Source organism: Anaerobacillus sp. QJM3NY_32 (genome assembly GCF_056173645.1).
On record NZ_CM149684.1, the window covers coordinates 3,356,395 to 3,377,264 of the forward strand.

Here is a 20,870-nt window from a genome sequence, read left to right on the forward strand (position 1 = left end):
AAATAGAAGAACCGCCTGGAGATTTTCCAGGCGGTTTTTTTATCGTAGTTAGCTGTATCGATTTTTTTTGCAATCAATACTAGTCTAGCGTTTAATTATTGCTCTAATCCCGCTATCCCGTAGCCCCCGGCCCCAGAATGAGTCGAAATCATACCGCCCGCTTGGATCCATCTTATATTTTGGAATCCATGTTCTTTCGCAACCTCATCCATCCGCTGCTTGATCCTTTCATCGAGTCCGATGGAGTAGATAAAATAAAGCTGCTCTCGATCGATGTTGAATTCATTTAAGTAATCTCTCAAAAGTTTTTCACTAGCTCCACTCATTTTCCCGCGGTACTTCTTTGTAGACATCAGCTTTCCATCCTTCAACTCGATGCATGGCTTTATTTTCAACAAAGCTCCAATCAGTGAAGCCATATTGCTTACCCGTCCTCCCGCTTTAAGAAAATCAAGGCTGCCTGGGATGAAAGCCAGTCTTGATTTAGGAACAATTGTCTCTATTTTTTCAACTAATCGTTCCGCTTCAATGCTAGGTTCCTTTTCTAAAACCTTAGCGCCATACAATACGATCGCAGCTAATCCTCCAGTAACGTTCAGAGCATCAATGAGAAAAATGTCTTCAAATTCTTCCGCAGCAATGACGGCATTTTGAAAAGAAGAAGAAGCTTTTGATGTATACCCAATATGTACAATGATGCAATCTGGGGAATTCTCTCTTATCGTCGAAAAAAACTCTTGATACTCATGAGCATTTGTAGAGGTAGTAGAAGGGATTTTTTTCGTGTGTTCGTAATAGTCATAAATATCCTGGACCGGCAATGAACCGTCTAAATAATCCTTACCATCCATAATAATGTGCATGGGAACGACTTGAATATCGTACTTTTCAGCTAAATCCTCCGGTATGTCGGCACCGCTTTCAGTGGATAAGATAATCCTTCGCATTCGATTTCCCCCTTGGTTATATTTAGGACCGTCTACACTCTTCCTGCATTATGCTTTAACTATACAGGAGAAAACCTTATTAGCGTTGTGATTCATTTTTATCCTCCTTACTTTTAGTACATTTAGGTGGATTAATTAGTACTTCAGGAGAGAGAAAAAACGGCTTCTTTTCTCTCTCGCATACGCATTTCTGCCAAAAACTTCCCACTATTCCCTCCGCAGTTTCATCACAATACTATTTTTCTTATGTAAAAATGGTTCAATTCCCAAAATAGAATCAAAGAATCGTGGAAAATTTAGCTCGATTCATCGTCAAGATGTATTGAAAAAGGTAAAAAACCCCTCTTGCATATGCAAGAAGGGTTTCCAATGATGGAGCATAGCGGGCTCGAACCGCTGACCTCTACACTGCCAGTGTAGCGCTCTCCCAGCTGAGCTAATGCCCCGTATTATGACAGCGATTTCCTGTCGACAAGATTTATTTTATCATAGCTTTTATTGTGAGGGCAACTTATTTTTTGAAATATGCGAAAGTACATAAATCTCATTTCGAAATGGCAGCCTCTATATCAAAAGCCCCTTAACATCATACCAATGTACATAAAGTATAATGTACACAAAGTATTTTGAGGGGCTTTTACTCATTCTAAAACTTTTCTTCTTCTTCCCCTGCTTCTTCTTTTAATTCCAACTTCCTTTTTTCCAACTCCAGTTTCTTTTCCTCTACCTCTAACTTCTTCTTTTTCAAGTCAAAATTCATTACAAAATATAAAAAGATAAACGTCATCCCAACGATTACGGATATAAATAAAAATAGGTCCAAACAAATCTCCTCCAATATTTAGCTTCGTTCATTAAGTATACTTATAAAAATAAACATCATGTTCATTTTTCTTTATTCAACCTGCAATGTTGGTTGAATAAGCTGTTTTAAACTGCCTTACCTCTACCTGTTTAGTGATGCTATACTAAAAGATATATACAATTTTGATAAGGGAGATGAATTCATGAAAGATATCCTTATCCAATATATGAAACGGTTTTCGGATCTCAGTGAATCCGAATTAAGAAAGCTGACAATCGATATTCCTGTTGCTACGTTTAAGAAAGGAACGGTCCTTTTACATCAAGGTGAAGTTCCTGACAAATGCTATTTTGTTTTAAAGGGATGTGTACGGCTTTACGGTGTCGATAAAAATGGAAAGGAGAATACGTTCAATTTCTATACGGAAGAACAAAGTGTCACGATTTTTAATCAGCATACTCCCGACAAAATTTCTCCATACTCTCTTAGCTGCTTGGAAGACTGTACGCTTATTGTAGGTGATTTATCTACTGAGCAGGAAGCTTACGACATGCATCCGGTATTAGAAGAACTGACTCGCAAAATGATTGAAGAAGATATGGGTGCTATGAGGGATAATTTCGCCTCCTTCATTTCTTCGACGCCAGAAGAGCGCTACCACAATTTGATGGAAAAAAGACCCGATTTAATTGACCGGGTTCCCCAGTACCAACTAGCAAGCTACCTGGGAATTAAGCCAGAATCTTTAAGTCGTATCAAGAAGAGGTCCTTATCTAATCTCAGGATTGTAGATTAGTCCATTGTTATTTTTCTTCCTTTTACGAATAACCAGATCCCAAAACCTAATTCACCGATGACCATGGGAGCCATCAGAATTAATTCTAGTAGCCCAATAACGTTTTCAATTTGTGGGATGAAATTGTACATGAAATGAACTAGCGAGTAGCTGAAGCCTGCTAAAACAACTAGAATACTAATCACTTTTGGTATCATTATTGTTTTCATTGCGATCAACCCGACTACGATCAGATGAAGGCCAAAAATGATTAATCCAAATGACCAAATGGCTTCAAAAGCTGTGATGGAATCCCTCGCTTGCTGTGCCACGCGCGATGACGTACCTAACTCTGAATTTTGAACAACACTATTGGTTATCACTAGATGTGAAACCGCATTGGCTAGAATGGCTGTGTAAAGGAAACGAAGCCAGCCGGCTAATAATGCGTAACCAGGATGAAACGGCTTCAAGAAAACATAAAAGCCCCACGAAATAATTAAATCCATAATGATAATGATGAGCCATCCAAGTACCTCAAGACGAAACAAGACTTGAGATGCTTGGATGTTTTTTAATGTTGTTACTGCATCTCCCTCAATGACTAATGAGCTATGAACATACCCTTGAGCAAAAAATGCAGCAAATGTCATGATAAGTAATGCAATTGCTGAAAAGACTGCTGCTTTTTGCTGCATGTTTTGATTAGTTGTTGTCTTTAATTCCATATAAGAGCCTCCTCGACTTTGAAGTTAAATCTATTGTATTTCGTCTGAGGAAGACTTTCATTGACTTAAATCAAGAATATACTATTTTTTAAAATTTGGGCAGGTAAATAGCTTAGTAGTTCGATTCTATTTTACTTCAAAATAAAACCCTCTTACGGTTGCAAGAGGGTTTCTTCTTGTTCTATTACATAATAAAAGTCGTATAACCAATAAAAGAAACGCTGTCCCAGCGTTTCTCATCTCTTATCTTCTCTCCCGACTCGTTAATCCCATTGCCACAAACCGTACAATGAGTGATGCCACGATACTATACACAATCAGTGCAAACACTGCAGAGAATTCAACGACATATTGTCCAGCGAATTCCGTCGTTGGAAAGATGTTTCGAAATGGATATAATAATGGCGCTGAAAAGTCATAGATCCACTGCACGAATGGAGCTGTTGGATTTGCGCTGAATAGTTTCAGCAATATGCGAATTCCAAGAATCGCTTCGATAATGCCAAAAATCAGGCGTACGAGCGATACGAGGAATGATGATAGTGCTCTCATGTTTCTTCACCCTTTTTTAAACTGTCATATCCTTTCTTTACCCTGTTGCGATTGATCACACACGTGTCGTTTTTTTCCAGTGATTGATGGGCATAATGGATGTGGAGAAAGGAGCGTTTTACTTTGAGATTACGTGACTTAGTTTATTATATATCCCGCTATCCGCCTGTATTACAACTAGGTGCACTGATTGTGCTAATTCTTATAACGATGGGCTTTATCATGCATCTGGTGGAGCCGGAAATGTTTCCGACCGTTTTCGATGGGGTGTGGTTTGCGATCGTGACGGCTTCCACGATTGGGTACGGTGATACATCACCTGAGACGGTGAGAGGGAAAGCTTTTGCGATGGTATTTATTATGTTTGGCGCTGGCTTTATGACGTTTTATATGGCGAAGCTTGCTTCTTCCTTTGTGATGACACAGGGGGCGCTTGGTCGTGGAGAGCGAAGTTACGAGCGAGCCAATCATGTAGTTGTGGTTGGTTGGAATTCGCGCAGCAGACATACGATCAAGGCGCTGTTATCCAATCAGCCTGAACGATCCATCGTGCTCATTGATCATTCGCTTACGGAAAACCCACTTCAAAAAGAAGGCATTCATTTCATTCGTGGAAACCCTGGTGAGGACAGCACATTACGAAAGGCGAAGATTAGCGATGCGCATACCGTTCTTATCACAGCGGATCAGTATAAAAGTGAAATTGAAGTGGATATGCAGACAATCCTTACCCTTTTAACGGTTAAAGGGATCAATCCTTCGGTGTATACAATTGTGGAAATTCTTTCGCCTGAGCAAATTGTGAATGCTGAGCGAGCTGGTGCGAATGAGGTAATCGAAAGTGCCCACCTACTCAGTACGGTTATGACGAATAGCGTTTTCTCTCACGGGATTTCTACTACTTTGCTTGAGATGCTAACGCATTTAAAGCCTAATCAGCTTGATTTCATGAGTGCTGAGTCGTTTAGTGAAGAGTCCTTTTGTGATGTAGCACAGCAACTAAATGAAAAAGATATCCTGATGATTGGTGTAAAAAGAGGGAGTGAGCTCGTCATGAACCCCTCCCCTTCATTTCTTATTGCATCTGATGATCTCTTACTCGTGATTCACACATAAGATGAGAGCGCGGCGTCTAGTTCTTTCACGTATCGCTCTCCGTATTTCAGCCATTCTTCATCAATTTCAGCATCTTTATTTGTGGGCTCTTGGAACTGATTAAACGATGCTGAGATATTCCCGATATTGCCTTCAGGATCAACACCTGCCTGATACATATGAGAGAGCATGAAAGGCTGTCCAATTTCAACAATTGCGCCATCCGCATCAAGCTCTTTTTTTACAGCTTTGATTGGTACTCTTAGAAAAAGATATCCGTCTTCATCATCGATTTTATAGTCGAAATAGCCGTGATCGTATTCCCAGCCGCCTCCATAGCTATAGCCTAATTGGCGGAGCTTGTCTTCCATAATACTAAGTTCGATCGTTTTCCCTTCAAGCACGGAATTCATTGGAATCATGTGCGCTTCCTCCCTGTTTACGTAGTCTACGCTTATCGTGTCCAATGAGGGAGATTTCATGAATAAAAAAGCGCAAGCGCTCGATTAGTTCCGACAAGTGCTGGAGCTAGACTTCACTGAATTTCATTCTTACTTATCTTTGAATAAAAAAAGAGAGCGCCGAGGCACTCTCTCTTGTTCGTTCTATTCGTTTGTCTTAAGGCGATCCTCAAGCTCAGCTTTTTCTTTTTCGAATCCTGGTTTACCAAGAAGCGCAAACATGTTTGTTTTGTATGCTTCTACTCCTGGCTGATCGAATGGATTCACGCCAAGTAGGTAACCGGAAACAGCACATGCTTTTTCAAAGAAATAAGCAAGGTAACCGAAGTGGTAAGGCGTCATTTCAGGGATGTTCACAATCAAGTTCGGAACATCACCATCTGTATGAGCAAGCATTGTACCTTCGAATGCTTTCTGGTTAACAAAGTCCATTGTTTCACCAGCAAGGTAGTTCAGCTTGTCTAGGTTCTTGTCGTCTTCTTCGATTGTGATCTCATGACGCGCTTTCCCAACGTTCAATACTGTTTCAAACAGGCTACGACGGCCGTCTTGAACATATTGACCCATGGAGTGAAGATCTGTTGAGAAATCAACGGATGCTGGATAAAGACCTTTGTTGTCTTTACCTTCACTTTCGCCAAAGAGCTGTTTCCACCACTCAGAGAAATAGTGTAGAGATGGCTCATAGTTCACTAGAAGCTCGATGTTCTTGCCTTTGTTGTAAAGGGCATTACGAACCGTTGCATACTGATAAGCCTGGTTAGATTCAATGTCAGATGTGTTCAAGTCATCTTGTGCATCTTGAGCACCTTTCATCATCTCTTCAATGGATATTCCGCTTGCTGCGATTGGAAGAAGTCCAACAGCTGTAAGAACAGAATAACGTCCACCAACATCATCAGGAATCACGAAGCTTTCGTATCCTTCTTCGTCAGCTAGTGTTTTAAGAGCACCTTTTGACTTGTCAGTAGTCGCATAGATGCGACGACGAGCTTCTTCTACGCCGTATTTTTCTTCAAGGAATTTACGGAAAATACGGAACGCAATTGCAGGCTCTGTCGTTGTACCAGATTTTGAAATGACGTTCACGGAAACGTCTTTGCCTTCAAGTACGCTGAAGAGGTCCTGTACATAAGTTGAGCTAATGTTGTTACCTACGAAGAAAACTTGTGGTGTTTTGCGCTCTTCTTTTGTTAGAACGTTATAGAAAGAATGGTTCAGCATTTCGATTGCTGCACGAGCACCTAAATAAGAACCACCGATACCAACAACAAGAAGCACGTCAGAATCTGATTTGATTTTCTCAGCAGATTTCTGAATGCGTGAGAATTCTTCTTTATCATAATCATGTGGAAGCGTTAGCCAGCCAAGAAAATCGTTGCCAGCCCCTGTTCCATTATGTAGCGCATCGTGTGCAGCCTTCACTGCATCCGCCATGTATGTTACTTCATGTTCGCCAACAAACGACAATGCTTTTGAATAATCAAAACTTACTTTTGAAGTCATAATTAGCCTCCAATTATCATTTTTTTGTTCTTCACTCACGTTTTACTTTAGCCCAAGACCCATTCGAAATCAAGAACACCGACCCATGTAAGCGATTACCTGGAGAGATTTCTTTTTAAAGTTACTTGAGCTCTTTAGAACTTGAACTATATTTCTCTTGGAGCAACAATGTGAGATGCTCGATTTTTAGCTCATTCGATTGAAACCAGAGTTGCAATCGCCTTTAAGCGGAGCTTAAAGGTCGCAATGTGTGAGGGAGGCGGTGGACAAATTCATTTGTACTAACCGCCTCCCTCACACATTGCGAAAATGAGCTAAAAATCATCCCCAGCTAAACAACACAACAAAAAGAACCGCTCCAAAACGGAACGGTCCTATCATTTCACCTTATAGAGAAGCCTTCAAAATCGCCATCACGTCGTCGCGCTCAAGGGATTTGAAATTACCAAACGCCCCATTAGCCATCGCACGGTCAGCGATAAGATCAAGCTGGCTATCGTCAATGTCGTAATCAGCAAGACGGTTTGGTGCACCAAGGCTGCTCCAGAACGCACTTAGCTTGTCGATACCTTCAAGCGCAACATCGCGATCTGATTTACCTTCTTCGCTTACGCCAAGAACTTTGACAGCAAGACGCTTGAACTTATCAACGTTCACGTCAAGGTTGTGTTTCATTAAGTTCGGGAAGAGAATTGCAAGGCCACCAGCGTGTGGAATATCATAAACAGCTGATACCGCGTGTTCAATGTTGTGAGAAGCCCAGTCGCCGCGAACACCCATCTGTAGAGATTGGTTGAGCGCTACTGTACCACTCAACATGATTGTTGCACGGTGGTCGTAGTTTTGCATATCTTCAAGAAGTTTTGGAGCTGTGTTCATCACTGTTTCAAGAACAGAGAACTGCATATTTTCTTGTAGCTCTGTATTTGATTCAGGGTGAAGGTACTGTTCAAGTACGTGAGACATCATGTCCACCATGCCGTAAACTGTATGGTTTTTTGGCACTGTGTACGTATTCTCAGGATCTAGAATAGAAAATTTCGGGTGTACAAGTGGATGTCCCCAACCGTATTTCTCTTGTGTATCCCAGTTTGTGATAACAGAACCTGGGTTCATTTCTGAACCAGTTGCTGCTAGCGTTAGAACTGTACCGAATGGAAGAGCTGCTTCAGGGAATGCTTTTTTCGTTACGAAGTCCCAAGCGTCTCCATCATATTTAGCACCTGCAGAAATAGCTTTTGTGCAGTCAATAACACTACCGCCACCTACTGCTAGGATGAAATCAATGTTGTTTTCTTTACAAATATCGACACCTTTATGAACAGTTGTTAGGCGTGGGTTTGGTTCAACGCCGCTAAGTTCAAATACTTCAGCACCGATTTCGTTTAATGTGTTCATTACGCTATCGTAAACACCATTTTTCTTGATGCTTCCTCCGCCATAAACAACGAGGACTCTTTTTCCGTATTGTGGCACTTCAGTTTTGAGCGCTTCTAGCTGCCCTTTACCGAAGATCAATTTTGTTGGATTTTGGAAAGTAAAATTATTCAATGTTATGTCCTCCTTTAATTCAAATCACGTTTAACTTCGCTTTTAGGCGCAATAAAAACTCACCCTTTATCTTTAGTAATGCAAGAAATTTAGGTGAGAGTAAATGACCACCAAAAGGATTGATTCGTGCAACTAACCATCAGAAATAAATAGCTTTGATGGAAGTTCCATTTTATTATGCCTCAATCAATTATTAAAATAAAGCAATCTGCTTATAGGAATTAAGTGGAGCCGCTATGTATAATTTGGTGAAGTTTTAATCATCTTATAGAAGAATCATTATGTTTCCTAATAAAAGGAGGTATTCTTATGAGCACATTACAACGATTTGCTCTTGCGTTAGTGATCATCGGAGCGGTCAACTGGGGCCTCATTGGATTTTTCCAATTTGACCTTGTCGCGGCAATTTTCGGTGGACAAAATGCTGCACTTGCTCGAATTGTCTATGGCCTAGTTGGGCTAAGTGGGCTATATTGCCTAACATTACTTTTCAAACCTACAGAAGAGCTTTCACATGATCCCGATCGCGCAACAACATAAAAAAAAAGAAGGCAGCCGCGGCTGCCTTCTTTCGTCATTACTTACTTCTTCAGACGCTTGTTCAATTGAGCTTGACGGTCGTTAGATTCTTTCAACCAGTCTTTAAGCTTATCTTCAAGCGTGTTGAAGCCTTGTGGAGAAGAAGTTTGTTGTGGTTTCTTGTTTCCGCCGCTCGGTGCTGCCGGGCGAGGCTTTCTTTCCGGACGCTCAGGTTTAGGCTGAGTAGCACGGATTGAAAGAGAGATTTTACCGGAACCTTCTTCAATGTTAAGGATTTTAACCTTAACTTCGTCTCCTACAGTAAGTTGATCTTCGATATTTTTTACGTACCCGTGAGAGATTTCAGAAATGTGAACTAGTCCTTGCTTTTGGTCGTCAATTGCAACGAAAGCACCAAAAGGCTTAATACCAGTTACCTTCCCTTCAACGATATCACCGACGTTATATTGCTCTGCCATGAAAACACTCCTAACAAATTTTTTCAACTTTACTAGTATAACATAGATTTCTAATCTAGACAAAACATCATACTAGCCTTTTCTAAGAATCATACCTTTCTATTGAAGGAATAGCAAGACAAGAATGTATTATAAAGCATTTACTTTCAAATTAAAATAAACAGAGGGAATGGCTGGTACTTCAGTAATATCAAGGTTTATAGCGTGTGGTAAATAAATACATGAATATTTGATATTGACTGAATTCTTTCCGCTCGCTATAGTGATAAAATGCCATTCAATTGGACTTACTATATTGTATGAGGTGACAAGATGAAATCAAATGATCAATGGTCGTCAAGATTCGGATTTATTTTGGCTTCAGCTGGATCAGCTATCGGGCTTGGTGCACTGTGGAAATTTCCATATATGGCGGGTACAAATGGTGGAGCAGCATTTTTCCTTATTTTTCTTCTTTTCACTGTTTTAGTCGGTGCGCCAATGCTTCTTGCGGAATTTGTTGTTGGGAGACACTCACAGCAAAATGCCGTTTCTTCTTATGAATCCATTTCCGGGAAAGCAAGCTGGAAATGGCTTGGTTATCTAGGCGTTATCGCCTCCTTCATTATTCTTTCCTTCTATAGTGTCATTGGAGGATGGGTGATTACGTACTTAACAAGAAGCTTCTCGGGGTCACTTACAGGACTTCAAAATAGCCGTTACGAAGAGTTGTTTGGGGAAGTCATTGGAAGTCCTTCAACCGCTCTTCTCACACAGGCTCTTTTCCTAGCGATAACAGTAGCCATTGTGCAATTCGGTATTCAAAAAGGGATCGAAACAGCAAGCCGTTATATGATGCCAGCTCTCTTTATTCTTTTTCTTGTGCTTGTTGCGCGTTCGCTTTCTCTTGATGGCGCAATGGAAGGGGTCTCCTTCTTTTTAAAGCCTGATTTCTCTATGTTATCAGCAGAAGGTGTTCTTGATGCCCTTGGCCAATCGTTCTTTGCGCTCAGCGTCGGGATCTCCTTAATGGTTACGTACAGCTCTTACCTTGATAGAAAAGCTGATTTAACTGGATCTGTAGTATCAGTCGTTAGCCTGAACGTGTTAATCTCATTTCTAGCTGGACTTGCCATCTTCCCTGCTGTTTTTGCATTTGGATTTGAACCGACAGAAGGACCTGGACTTATTTTCACTGTTCTTCCTGCTGTTTTTAATCAAATGGCATTTGGCGGTTTGTTTTTCACAGTTTTTCTAGCGCTTTTGCTATTTGCAACGTTAACATCAGCTTTTTCCTTGATGGAAATCATTGTTTCTACAGTAACGCGCGGTAAAGGAAATCGTAAGAAAGTTTCCTGGATCGCAGGATTCTGCGTATTCTTACTCGGGATCCCTTCCGCTTTGTCATTTGGTGTCCTTGGAGACATATCCATATTTGGCAGAACAATTTTTGATACGATGGACTTTCTGGCAAGTAACTTATTAATGCCTATCGGTGCCCTTCTTATCTCTATTTTCGTTTCTCGGAAGATGAAGAAAGAAATATTAGCTGACGAAGTGATGATGTCTTCTAAAATAGGGCGGGTCATTTTCCCACTCTGGTATGGTTTAATTCGTTACTTTGTCCCAGCTGCCATCACAATTGTCCTCGTTACATCTTTACTTTCATATTAATTTCTTTTATATGTATATTCTTTTTCTAAAGTGGGAATAACAGGAGTAGTAAGCTATCTATATTCCCCCTTTTGAAGACGAGGCCAACGCCTCGTCTCTTTTTTTGTCTTCTCATTCGGCCCTTCAACTTTATAAGAGTAGGATAAAGTATGACTAAGTAAGCCAAACTTTAAATAGCGAATGGAGGAGAGGTGATGAAACCGTGTCTATCCCAAGTAAGGAACGGATACAAATCGACAACGTGACGTTGGCATATGAGTATTACAAACATACTAACCCTCATGTCCATACACTTGTCTTCATTCATGGCTTCCTTTCTTCTTCCTTTAGTTTTCGTAAGCTTCTTCCCCTTCTTAAAAAGAACTATCACTTATTGTGCTTTGATTTACCAGGCTTCGGCGAGAGCGAAAAGAACTGTGATATCCATTATTCGCTTCATGAGTATGCTGCTCTTACAAACCGACTTCTTGAACGGATGCAAATTTCAAAAGCTATCTTGATTGGACATTCAATGGGAGGACAAATTGCCCTTCGCGCGTGTATTCAACACCCAGAACGGATTGAAAAGCTCATTCTCCTATGTAGCTCAAGCTATATTAAATCTTCTTCATTAGGTATTCGATTATGCTCTTATCTCCCTTTTTTTCCGTTTTGTCTTAGCTTCTCAATGAGTGCCATCAATTTAAGAAAGAATTTCGAACATCTCGTTTATGACCATAAGCTTCTCACGCAGGAAGTCATCGATGGCTACACATCGAGTTTTAATGAAAAAGGTTTCTTTCTTGCACTTTCTCGCCTCATACGAGATCGAGAAGAGGATTTATCTACGAGCACATTAAATAAAATTAATTTCCCTATCCTCTTAATTTGGGGAACCGACGACCGTCTTGTACCTATACGCGTAGGTGAACGCATGAAAAAAGACCTGCCAGATGCAGATCTTCTTATCCTCTCTCATACCGGACACCTTATCCCAGAAGAAAGGCCTGTGGAAGTGTCACAAGCCATTCACCAATTCCTACAAACATAACAAAAACCGCACCTTGGAGAGCGGTTATTTGTTTGCGACTAATTGTGGTTCTTCTTTTAATAAAATACTTAAAAATCCTGAAGTTACGAGAAAAGCTGCTGGGATAATATAAAAAACCGATAGAAAAATAATTCCTCCTGCTGCTGAAACGAGGAGACTAAACCCTCCTACAATAGGTCTTGTTTTCACAAAATAACAACCTAGTACAGCAAACGCTGGAAAAATAAAAGCAGTTAAAAACGAAATATCTTTGACTTGAATTAGAGGTATCACATTAAACCTTGAGAGCACTGCTGCGATAATGCCTAGAACACATCCAGCAACGGCCAGTTTAAACATGCGCTTTTGTTTCATTTTATTCCCTCTCTCATTTTGAACCATACTCTTCTTACATCTATTCGAGTTCGAAACGCTTCATCCTTCTCTTCTTTCATACTTTCCACTAAACGATTCCATTTTAACATGAAAATTCAGCCTTAAGACTGAGAAAAGTTCAATCGTAAGAAACTCCAATTCCCTCACATATTCCTATACACTCTAGATAGAGACGAATTGATAACACTTATTAATATTTCACTATTGTAACCGCGATCGTATTTGGAAACTAGTATCAAAACAAACCATTACACCACACTATTTCCCTAAAAGGAAATATATTCTTCCAGATTCAAGTTACTTCAAGTGACGATCCAGTGTTATTGCAGGAAACAAGCTATCAACTGTCAAATATGTTCATGTATAGGAGACAGAATGAATTGAGGAGATTAGATGAAACGTATACAAACTGGACGATTCCTCGCCGCGATTTTTTTCGTTGCTCTCGGAATCTTTCTTCTTCTTATAAATATCGGCATTATTTCCATGGAAATGACGGAGGCAATTGTCTTTTTTTATCCCTTCTTGTTGTTTCTGCTCGGTGGAAAGTACCTTTTTGATGCCCTCTTACCTTCAACGAGAAGGAAGAAATGGACAACCGGTGTGCTACTACTCACCTTTGGACTACTTCTGATCCTTGATCGTTTGGAGGTAATTGACTTTAGTTTCTGGAGTATTTGGAAACTATGGCCGCTTATATTCGTAATGATTGGTTTTAAGTTCCTGGGGAAATTTCGAAAAAGCCAGGGATTCAGTCTCGTGAAAGACCATTCCTATAATAAGCCAAATTGGCAGGTGCATACGATGAATGATTGGAGTTTTGTGTGCGATTATAACTTCGATTTTTCAACGACTCTTATCCCAGAGGAAGAAACCGTCATTACGCTATCAGGATTTGTTGGAGATATTAATATTATTTTCCCAGATGATATCCCATTTAAGATTGACGGCACAGCCCATGTACTTTCGGCTACAATTGATCAGCATAATCAGGACAACGTCGGAAAAGGTCACGGCTTAACTTACAAAACAGACGATTTCGATGACGCTCTCCAACGAATCGTATTCTATCTTGACTTCTCCGTACTTGATTTACGAGTTGATCGGATTTAGAGAAAGGTGCCATAGATGTGAATAAATCAACGCTCAGATGGAAATTACTCAAGTCGCTTCTTTATACTGCTTTATTTACCGGGGTTCTTTATTTCCTAGTTATCCAAATTGCACTGTTTTTCCAGCCTAATGCCGTATCTGTGCTATTCAGTTTACTATCACCGCTTTTAGTCATGCTTCTTGTGGTTCTGTTAGGAAGCTATTTCAGCTATAAAGATACACTCTCCATCAGAAATCGACTTGAAGATATCTCCACCCAAATCATCATTCTTTCGAGAGGCAAGTTCACTGAAAAAATGGAAATGACAGACAAAGATGAAATTGGTCGGATTAGTAATGAATTAAACGAACTGGCTGATAAGCTTCAGAAGCAAGTAACCTCTCTACAGAATTTAGTTAACCAAAAAGCGGATTTAGCTGAGAAAGCAAGAGGAGCAGCCATTATCGAGGAACGTCAACGACTTGCAAGAGACCTTCATGATGCTGTCAGTCAACAGCTTTTCGCGCTAAATATGATGTCTTCTGCTTCCATAAAGATGATGGATCGAGATATTGAAACCGCTAAATCACAAATGTTGGATGTCGCAGATCTCGCAAGTAAAGCACAAGTTGAAATGAGAGCACTTCTACTCCACCTCCGTCCGATTCACCTATCTGAAGATTCATTATGCGAAGGGGTGAGAAAGCTTGTCGATGAGTTAGAAAAAAAATCCGGGGTTACCTTTCACGTCACACTAAATGATCTTCCCGACCTTTCTAACGGAATTGAAGAGAATTTATTCCGAATCGTTCAAGAAAGCCTCGGGAATGCACTCCGGCATGCTGAAGCATCTGTAATTCGAATTACTGTTAAGCTTAAGAAAAACCAGTTTTTATTACATATAAAAGATAATGGAAAAGGGTTTGAAATGAATGAAAACAAAAAAGGAGCATACGGACTAGGTTCTATGCAAGAGCGATGCGATGAAATCGGCGGACAGTTCCGCATCTCTTCTCGCGCTGGTGAAGGAACCCTGGTTGAAGTACGTGTGCCGTTGGAGGGTTTGAACGATGCCAGAGATTAAGATGATGATTGTTGATGACCACGATATGGTCCGAAAAGGATTGAAAGCTTACCTTCTGACAGAACCAGATTTTCAAATCGTAGGCGAAGCTTCTAATGGTAAGGAAGCTGTCACTCTAGTGAATGAAATGGATCCTGATGTGATCTTAATGGATCTTATTATGCCAGAGATGACGGGCATTGAGGCAACAAAAGAAATCATGACCCTGAGGCCAAATGCAAAGATCATTATCATAACAAGTTTCTATGATGATGAGCAGGTGTTTCCTGCGATTGAAGCAGGTGCCTTTAGCTACCTTCTAAAAACAGCTTCTGCTGATGAAATTATCTCGACCATTCGTAAGGCTGTTCAGGATGAAAGCGTAATCGAACAGAAGGTCGCTCAAAAAATGATGAACCAATTACGCTCAAATCAAAAGAAGTCTTTGCATGATGATCTAACAAAACGCGAAAAAGAAGTTCTGCTATTAATAGGCGAAGGAAAAACAAATAATCAAATTGCCGAAGAACTATACATTGGATTAAAAACAGTGAAAACACATGTAAGTAATATTTTGGGGAAACTCGGTGTCAATGATCGAACTCAGGCTGCAGTTTATGCGATAAGAAACGGCATGGTTCGTTAACACGTAACCTTCTAGAATATGCCTTTTAGTTTAGCACCCCTCTTAACTGCCTCGCATTTACTATAGGGAGTAGTGATTGAAGGAGGAACTAGCTATGGCAGAGAATTATAAAAAATGGTCAGAGCTTCCGTATGCAGGTGAAAACGAGCCGCCTCATAATCCAGAAGAACCTTACGCTGGATCATGGCCGGATTATTATATCCGTAATAAACCACCAGGGCGTTTTACCACATTAAGCGGAAGACCCTTTCGACTGGACATCAAGCCACCAGCATCGATCGATTGGGACAGTGAGTTAAAAAAGGTCAAACATGCACAGAAAGACCTTAATCCGAAGCAAGCCACTTTAGCTGAATATTGGGGGACTGGTGTAGCCAGTAAACAATGGACTCCGATTATTGATAAGTTAATTGATACGTACAACGTAACAGCACCTCGAGCAGCAAGAATTCTTGCAGGCGTAGCAACCGGCATGAATGATGCTTTTACAACGGCCTGGTATTTAAAATACCGTTGGAATGTTGCAAGACCAAATCAACTGGATCACGATTTCAAATCCCTGCTCTGTACCCCAAGACATCCCACCTATCCATCAGGACATGCAACGGTAGGAGCAGCTACAGCAGAAATTCTTTCTTATTTCTTTCCTGCAGAGCAAGAACGATTAAGAGAACTCGCGAAAGAGTGCGCTGACTCACGACTCTATGCTGGAGTGCACTTCCCAGTTGATAATGAAGAAGGACTTCGCCTCGGAAAACAAATAGGTTCCATCGTCGCTGCTGAGTTAGAAAGTCAAGATAATGTTCGTGGGCAAACAATTGATGTACCATACCGAGAAAGTCATCACGCTAAATTAGCACCTCCGCCATACAAGCAGGCAATTGAGTATCCATTCGATTCGAAATGTGATTCTTCAACTAAAAATCCTTTTGTGCGAAGTAATACAAAACAACCTAAACCAAAACTCTTTTTTTAACGATTCTATCCCACATTTGAATTGGATCACTTTGCGATAAATCATAAAGTGATTCAATTTTTCTATGTCTTCTTACCGTACAAATAGAGGAAGTTTCGTTATAATAGATGGAAGATTAGCAGATGAAAGGATCTTACATATGAAGCATTTACTACTTCTTATCCTTATGGTGTTCTCCATTGCAGGATGTCAATCAAGCAATGATGAAACAGCCAATATAACGGTTGCCGCAGCGGCTAGTTTAAGTGATGCGATGAAAGAGTTAAATTCTCTTTATGAACAAGAACATCCTGATACAGAAATCATACTAAATCTTGCATCATCCGGTGTTCTAGCCAATCAGATTAAGCAAGGCGCACCTATAGATGTCTACTTCTCTGCATCAGAGTCTTATTTCGATGAAATTAAAAAGGAAGACCTGCTTGAAATCGAAACAAATTTACTGCGAAATAAACTCGTTCTAATTAAAAGCCAATCATCTAAATTGAGTAGCTTTGACCAATTAGATGAAAGTCATGAAGGTCGCTTAGCGATCGGAACGCCTGAAACGGTCCCAGCTGGAGCCTATGCAAAAGAAGCGCTGCAATACGCAAACAAGTGGGACAAGCTAGAAGATCAGCTAATCTTCAGTAAAGATGTGCGACAGGTTCTGACTTACGTTGAAACAGGTAATGCCGATGCAGGTATTGTTTATGAAACCGACTATCGCTCTTCTAGCAAAGTAACCTTGGTAGAAGATGTACCTACCCAATCGTATTCACCGATCATTTATCCTGCCGGGATCGTCAAAGGAGCTAACGAAGGAGCCAGTGACTATTTCACATTCTTACAAAGCGATGAAGCATTAGCGATTTTTGAATCCTATGGTTTCCAAAGTGACGTGACTGCAAATGACTGAATTCCTTGATCCCATACTAATTTCACTTAAAATCTCTCTCGTCGCAAGTATCATCGTGACAGTCCTCGGTATTATCATTAGTCACCTAATGGCAGGAAAGAATTTTCGCGGGAAAAGTTTGATCGACACCGTTATAATGCTCCCGCTTGTGCTGCCTCCTTCGGTTGTTGGCTTTATTCTACTCGTCCTCTTTGGCGCTTCAAGTCCAATTGGTCAGTGGATTGAGACAATCTTCGAGCACTCACTCGTTTTCACGTGGCAAGCAGGTGTTGTCGCGGCAAGTGTCGTTGCATTCCCGCTCATGTATCAATCAGCTAAAGTCGGTTTTGAATCAATAGATCGTGATATTGAGGATGCGGCACGGGTAGATGGAGCAGGAAAATGGACGGTTCTAAGAGTCATCTCAATTCCACTTGCTTCAAACGCTCTTATCTCTGGGATTATCTTAAGCTTTGCTCGTGCACTTGGGGAATTTGGAGCGACTTTAATGTTCGCCGGAAACCTACCTGGAAAAACACAGACCATGCCCACGGCTATTTATGTTGCCATTGACTCTGGTCAAATGACACTTGCTTGGTCCTGGGTAATCGTAACTATCACCATCTCAACGATCATGCTTTTTTTATCTTACCGAGTAGCGGTTAAAATATAAAAAACTCGCTTACGCGAGTTTTTTACTCTTCCGTATTCCTTTCTTCTTCCTCAGGCTCTAACGATGCTGGATAAAATTCTTTCCGCAAATGAATTTTCTCAATGGAAGGGGCTTCACTCTTACCTTCCGTTCCATAAATCGTCACATCAGTAAAACCTTCTATAAGATAGATCGTTACAGGCTTCTCAAATGGATTCGACCCTATTCTAACCTCTTCCACTTCAAAACCTAAACTCGCGAGGAGAAGGCGATTATCCTCAAGGTAACGTAACCCTTCTGGAAAATAATTCATCTCAACGGCAACATTATCTTTGAAAATAACTTCACCATTTTCAAATGTCATTTTCATTGGATCCTTGCGATCTGGCTCAACGCTCTTAGGGAAGTTCGATAAAAATTCCTCACGTGATAAACCTAGTAACTCCGGAGCATTTACAATCAATTCAATCGATGAAGGTTCAAAATCAATCTCTTCTTCAATCTGAGCTTCTTCTTCCTTCACATCATTCGGGACTTCATCCTCATTTTGCTGACTGTTTCCTGATGATTCATTTCCATTCCCGATCGCTTCATCAGTTGGCGCACCGCCAAAGGTCGGAACGCCCCAGACGACTATGTATAGCAATAGCCAAAAGCCGGCAAACATTGCTGCTCTTTTTCTAGAAGATGTTACAAAGGGTTTAATGATATTAGCCGTCATAAGAAGAAATGCGATAACCACCACTGCTTTTAAGAAATCCATCCTCATTCACCTCACAATTAACTATAGGATTATTTGTTCAGCAAATACAACCATTTTCTTCACTATTATCTCGAAACTGTTTTGGTCCTACCGTTCCAATGGTAAAAAGAAGGAGAAATGGTTTATGTATCTAACTACAAGAGTAGGCTCATTTATAGGAGGTTCATCATGTCAGCAAACCGTTACGTTAACTTAACCGTCAAAAACTACCGATCTGCTCGAAATGACATTCAAACAGGCGACCTTCTCCTTTGTAGTGGCTCGTACCCAGTTAGTAAAATCATTCAGAACGTATCCAAATCCCAATTCAGTCACGTTGCTCTTTTATTTCGGTGGATGGATCGCATTATGATGTTAGAAAGCGTGGAAAGTTACGGTGTACGCATCGTACCGCTATCTCATTATTTCCAGGACTATCGCAATTCAGGTCATCCATACAAAGGAAAGCTTTATCTTGCAAGGCATTCTCTCACAAAGAACTTAGACGAAAGTAAGCGTAATGCAATGCTAAGAAGAGGCGCTGATCTAACAGGTAAGCTTTATGACATAGAAGAAATCCTTAAAATCCTGGCAAGCGTCGTGATTGGCGACCTTGAATCGATACCAAATGATAAATACATCTGTTCAGAGTTTATTCAGGAGTGTTTCCAAAAAGCAGGCATCTCTTTCTCAGACGATGGCCGAGGCTTCATTTATCCAGAGCATATTGCAAGTGATCCAGCTGTTCAACCACTATATAAACTCACTCCGTAACATGAGCCACTATGATTTTTTATTGAACAGTTACACTATTTACTGTGGTAAAAAGCCTATTTTCAAGAAACTCCTCCTAATTGTACGGTTTGTCCAGACAGATTGAATTGGTATAAATATACTAATAGTATCCGACAATGATGGAGGGAGTCACTTGACGTTAATCATAATTGATCCAGGGCACGGTGGTACAGACCCTGGTGCAACGTATAAAAATTATCAAGAGAAAAATTTCAACCTTGCTATTGCTCGTATGGTAAGAGATCGTTTATTTTCAAAATACGAAGTAGAAGTGGCATTAACACGCGAATCCGATAAAACCATTGACTTAAAACCTAGAACAAATTTTGCAAATGCGATCAAAGCTGATTTCTACCTTAGCATTCACCATAATGCTGCAGGTGGGAGCGGGTTTGAAACATATATCTTTAATGGCACTGTTCCAAATGAAACCGTCCAACTACAATCGACTATCCACAACAAAATTTCAACCGACATATTAAAGAAATACAATATCTTGGATCGCGGAAAAAAACGCGCCAACTTTCATGTCTTACGCGAAACGAAAATGAATGCATTGCTTATTGAAGTGTTATTTGTTGATAGTGAAAAAGACCTTAAACTCCTCACCAACCCTGCATTTATGACAGACATATCGACTGTCATTGCTGATGCAACTGCAAGCGCCATGAAACTTCCGTTAAAACCTAAGCCGGTCGATGGCACTTTATATAAAGTGATTGCGGGAGCTTTTAGCAAGCGAGAAAATGCAGAAACCTATCTGAACATGTTAATTCAAAAAGGCTTTGGGGGTTTTATAGCCACCACTGTCGTCAACAAGGAAACAATCTACCGCATTCAAGTAGGCGCATTTAAGGAAAAAGAAAATGCAGAAGTCTTAGCAGAAAAATTAAACAAAGCAGGTATAGAAACATTTATACTAGTTGAAAAAGGAAACCCTCCCGTGGTGGAACCGGACCCGGTGCCGGTTCCAGACAAAGGTTATAAAATACAGGGCAATGCGGTCTTATCAGCTGAGCAAATGGATGCTTATACAAGAACCATTAATCCTGGAGCACCAGATCTTGCTGCCCTATATTTGGCCCATAGTAAGAAATATTCCATTCGCGGTGATATTGCTTATGCTCAAGCACTTCACGAAACAAATTTCTTTCGTTTTACTGGCGATGTGAAACCAGAGCAAAATAATTTCGCGGGAATTGGAGCGACCGGAGGCGGAGCAGCAGGTGCCACCTTTCCAAATGCTTCGACTGGCGTTCTTGCTCATATCCAACACCTCTATGCATATGCTTCCACATCTCCTCTTCCGGCATGGGACGAAAAAGTTGATCCAAGATTCGATCTTGTGACACGTGGCTCTGCCACAACATGGCAGGCATTGAATGGAAAGTGGGCTGTTCCTGGTTCCAATTACGGTGAGCTCATTCTCTCTTTGTACAAAAAAATGCTCGAATCGGCATTAGTCAAACTTGAAAAAGAACAGGCAACATTGCAAACGACACTCAAAAACCTTGAAATTTAACATTTAGATGAAAGAGCGTTCCCCGCTT

At 40.6% G+C, this 20,870-nt stretch carries 23 protein-coding genes and 1 tRNA gene; 13 read left to right on the plus strand and 11 right to left on the minus strand.

The genetic code is table 11. The features are described 5' to 3' along the window. Positions 1–95 precede the first annotated feature (95 nt). The 3 genes from AC0VYH_RS17400 to AC0VYH_RS17410 all read right to left on the minus strand — a co-directional run bounded on the left by AC0VYH_RS17400 (position 96) and on the right by AC0VYH_RS17410 (position 1,770). Complete coding sequence (locus tag AC0VYH_RS17400; protein WP_475372829.1) at positions 96–947, minus strand: DegV family protein; 852 nt, start codon at positions 945–947, stop codon at positions 96–98. Positions 948–1,320: 373 nt separating this feature from the next. Continuing rightward, positions 1,321–1,393 (minus strand) — tRNA-Ala (locus tag AC0VYH_RS17405). A 200-nt stretch (positions 1,394–1,593) separates the two neighbouring features. Beyond that, positions 1,594–1,770, minus strand: a complete 177-nt coding sequence (locus AC0VYH_RS17410) for a hypothetical protein (RefSeq protein ID WP_430241709.1) — start codon at positions 1,768–1,770, stop codon at positions 1,594–1,596. 184 nt (positions 1,771–1,954) lie between these two features. Here AC0VYH_RS17410 and AC0VYH_RS17415 point away from each other — a divergent pair, with 184 nt between their 5' ends. Continuing rightward, entirely contained in the window at positions 1,955–2,548 is a 594-nt protein-coding gene (locus AC0VYH_RS17415; protein WP_430241711.1) for a Crp/Fnr family transcriptional regulator, read from the plus strand. Here the strand turns inward: AC0VYH_RS17415 and AC0VYH_RS17420 are convergent. Together AC0VYH_RS17420 and AC0VYH_RS17425 are read right to left on the minus strand one after the other, a co-directional pair. Beyond that, positions 2,545–3,255 carry a DUF4386 domain-containing protein gene (locus AC0VYH_RS17420; protein WP_430241712.1) on the minus strand — a complete coding sequence of 237 codons (711 nt, stop codon included), beginning with the start codon at positions 3,253–3,255 and terminating at the stop codon, positions 2,545–2,547. The genes AC0VYH_RS17415 and AC0VYH_RS17420 overlap by 4 nt on opposite strands. 243 nt (positions 3,256–3,498) lie before the next feature. Continuing rightward, positions 3,499–3,807 carry a YggT family protein gene (locus AC0VYH_RS17425; RefSeq protein WP_098444795.1) on the minus strand — a complete coding sequence of 103 codons (309 nt, stop codon included), beginning with the start codon at positions 3,805–3,807 and terminating at the stop codon, positions 3,499–3,501. Positions 3,808–3,930: 123 nt separating this feature from the next. Here AC0VYH_RS17425 and AC0VYH_RS17430 point away from each other — a divergent pair, with 123 nt between their 5' ends. Further along, positions 3,931–4,923, plus strand: coding sequence for a potassium channel family protein (locus AC0VYH_RS17430; RefSeq protein ID WP_430241715.1), 993 nt, complete (start codon positions 3,931–3,933; stop codon positions 4,921–4,923). Here AC0VYH_RS17430 and AC0VYH_RS17435 read toward each other — a convergent pair. The 3 genes from AC0VYH_RS17435 to AC0VYH_RS17445 all read right to left on the minus strand — a co-directional run bounded on the left by AC0VYH_RS17435 (position 4,914) and on the right by AC0VYH_RS17445 (position 8,420). Further along, entirely contained in the window at positions 4,914–5,324 is a 411-nt protein-coding gene (locus AC0VYH_RS17435; RefSeq protein WP_283153760.1) for a YugN-like family protein, read from the minus strand. The two genes, AC0VYH_RS17430 and AC0VYH_RS17435, sit on opposite strands and share 10 nt — an antisense overlap. Before the next feature lie 183 nt (positions 5,325–5,507). Further along, complete coding sequence (locus AC0VYH_RS17440) at positions 5,508–6,869, minus strand: glucose-6-phosphate isomerase (RefSeq protein WP_475372830.1); 1,362 nt, start codon at positions 6,867–6,869, stop codon at positions 5,508–5,510. A gap of 387 nt (positions 6,870–7,256) precedes the next feature. Then, positions 7,257–8,420 (minus strand): iron-containing alcohol dehydrogenase, encoded by a 1,164-nt coding sequence (locus AC0VYH_RS17445; RefSeq protein ID WP_404683130.1) that lies wholly within the window; start codon positions 8,418–8,420, stop codon positions 7,257–7,259. A gap of 309 nt (positions 8,421–8,729) precedes the next feature. Here AC0VYH_RS17445 and AC0VYH_RS17450 point away from each other — a divergent pair, with 309 nt between their 5' ends. Further along, the gene (locus tag AC0VYH_RS17450) at positions 8,730–8,960 is read left to right on the plus strand and encodes a DUF378 domain-containing protein (RefSeq protein ID WP_194219039.1); all 231 of its coding nucleotides are present in this window, start codon (positions 8,730–8,732) and stop codon (positions 8,958–8,960) included. A 41-nt stretch (positions 8,961–9,001) separates the two neighbouring features. Here AC0VYH_RS17450 and yugI read toward each other — a convergent pair whose 3' ends face one another. Then, positions 9,002–9,418 (minus strand): S1 domain-containing post-transcriptional regulator GSP13, encoded by a 417-nt coding sequence (yugI, locus tag AC0VYH_RS17455; RefSeq protein WP_098444801.1) that lies wholly within the window; start codon positions 9,416–9,418, stop codon positions 9,002–9,004. Between the two features lie 312 nt (positions 9,419–9,730). Between yugI and AC0VYH_RS17460 the strand changes: the two genes are divergently transcribed. Both AC0VYH_RS17460 and AC0VYH_RS17465 read left to right on the plus strand, forming a co-directional pair. Beyond that, positions 9,731–11,071: a sodium-dependent transporter gene (locus tag AC0VYH_RS17460; protein ID WP_475367875.1), complete on the plus strand. Its 1,341-nt coding sequence runs from the start codon at positions 9,731–9,733 to the stop codon at positions 11,069–11,071. Between the two features lie 202 nt (positions 11,072–11,273). Next, complete coding sequence (locus AC0VYH_RS17465; protein WP_475365715.1) at positions 11,274–12,101, plus strand: alpha/beta fold hydrolase; 828 nt, start codon at positions 11,274–11,276, stop codon at positions 12,099–12,101. A 24-nt stretch (positions 12,102–12,125) separates the two neighbouring features. On the opposite strand, the gene AC0VYH_RS17470 is transcribed toward AC0VYH_RS17465, so the two are convergent. Then, positions 12,126–12,455 (minus strand): hypothetical protein, encoded by a 330-nt coding sequence (locus AC0VYH_RS17470; RefSeq protein WP_430241725.1) that lies wholly within the window; start codon positions 12,453–12,455, stop codon positions 12,126–12,128. Positions 12,456–12,869: 414 nt separating this feature from the next. Here AC0VYH_RS17470 and AC0VYH_RS17475 point away from each other — a divergent pair, with 414 nt between their 5' ends. The 6 genes from AC0VYH_RS17475 to modB all read left to right on the plus strand — a co-directional run bounded on the left by AC0VYH_RS17475 (position 12,870) and on the right by modB (position 17,804). Further along, on the plus strand, positions 12,870–13,589 hold the full coding sequence (locus AC0VYH_RS17475) for a LiaF domain-containing protein (protein ID WP_475365716.1): 720 nt from the start codon (positions 12,870–12,872) through the stop codon (positions 13,587–13,589). A gap of 17 nt (positions 13,590–13,606) precedes the next feature. Beyond that, positions 13,607–14,653 carry a HAMP domain-containing sensor histidine kinase gene (locus tag AC0VYH_RS17480; RefSeq protein WP_430241729.1) on the plus strand — a complete coding sequence of 349 codons (1,047 nt, stop codon included), beginning with the start codon at positions 13,607–13,609 and terminating at the stop codon, positions 14,651–14,653. Then, complete coding sequence (locus AC0VYH_RS17485) at positions 14,640–15,278, plus strand: response regulator (RefSeq protein WP_430241730.1); 639 nt, start codon at positions 14,640–14,642, stop codon at positions 15,276–15,278. Before AC0VYH_RS17480 ends, AC0VYH_RS17485 begins: the two co-directional genes overlap by 14 nt. Before the next feature lie 94 nt (positions 15,279–15,372). Further along, the gene (locus tag AC0VYH_RS17490; RefSeq protein ID WP_475365718.1) at positions 15,373–16,254 is read left to right on the plus strand and encodes a vanadium-dependent haloperoxidase; all 882 of its coding nucleotides are present in this window, start codon (positions 15,373–15,375) and stop codon (positions 16,252–16,254) included. A 139-nt stretch (positions 16,255–16,393) separates the two neighbouring features. Beyond that, positions 16,394–17,152, plus strand: coding sequence for a molybdate ABC transporter substrate-binding protein (gene modA, locus AC0VYH_RS17495; protein WP_475372831.1), 759 nt, complete (start codon positions 16,394–16,396; stop codon positions 17,150–17,152). Further along, positions 17,145–17,804, plus strand: a complete 660-nt coding sequence (gene modB, locus AC0VYH_RS17500; RefSeq protein ID WP_475372832.1) for a molybdate ABC transporter permease subunit — start codon at positions 17,145–17,147, stop codon at positions 17,802–17,804. The genes modA and modB overlap by 8 nt, the downstream gene beginning before the upstream one ends. Positions 17,805–17,826: 22 nt before the next feature. On the opposite strand, the gene AC0VYH_RS17505 is transcribed toward modB, so the two are convergent. After that, complete coding sequence (locus AC0VYH_RS17505; RefSeq protein ID WP_475372833.1) at positions 17,827–18,546, minus strand: hypothetical protein; 720 nt, start codon at positions 18,544–18,546, stop codon at positions 17,827–17,829. 168 nt (positions 18,547–18,714) lie between these two features. Here AC0VYH_RS17505 and AC0VYH_RS17510 point away from each other — a divergent pair, with 168 nt between their 5' ends. Both AC0VYH_RS17510 and AC0VYH_RS17515 read left to right on the plus strand, forming a co-directional pair. Next, positions 18,715–19,299: a YiiX/YebB-like N1pC/P60 family cysteine hydrolase gene (locus AC0VYH_RS17510; RefSeq protein ID WP_475367882.1), complete on the plus strand. Its 585-nt coding sequence runs from the start codon at positions 18,715–18,717 to the stop codon at positions 19,297–19,299. Between the two features lie 154 nt (positions 19,300–19,453). After that, complete coding sequence (locus tag AC0VYH_RS17515) at positions 19,454–20,842, plus strand: N-acetylmuramoyl-L-alanine amidase (protein ID WP_475367883.1); 1,389 nt, start codon at positions 19,454–19,456, stop codon at positions 20,840–20,842. Positions 20,843–20,870: the final 28 nt, after the last annotated feature.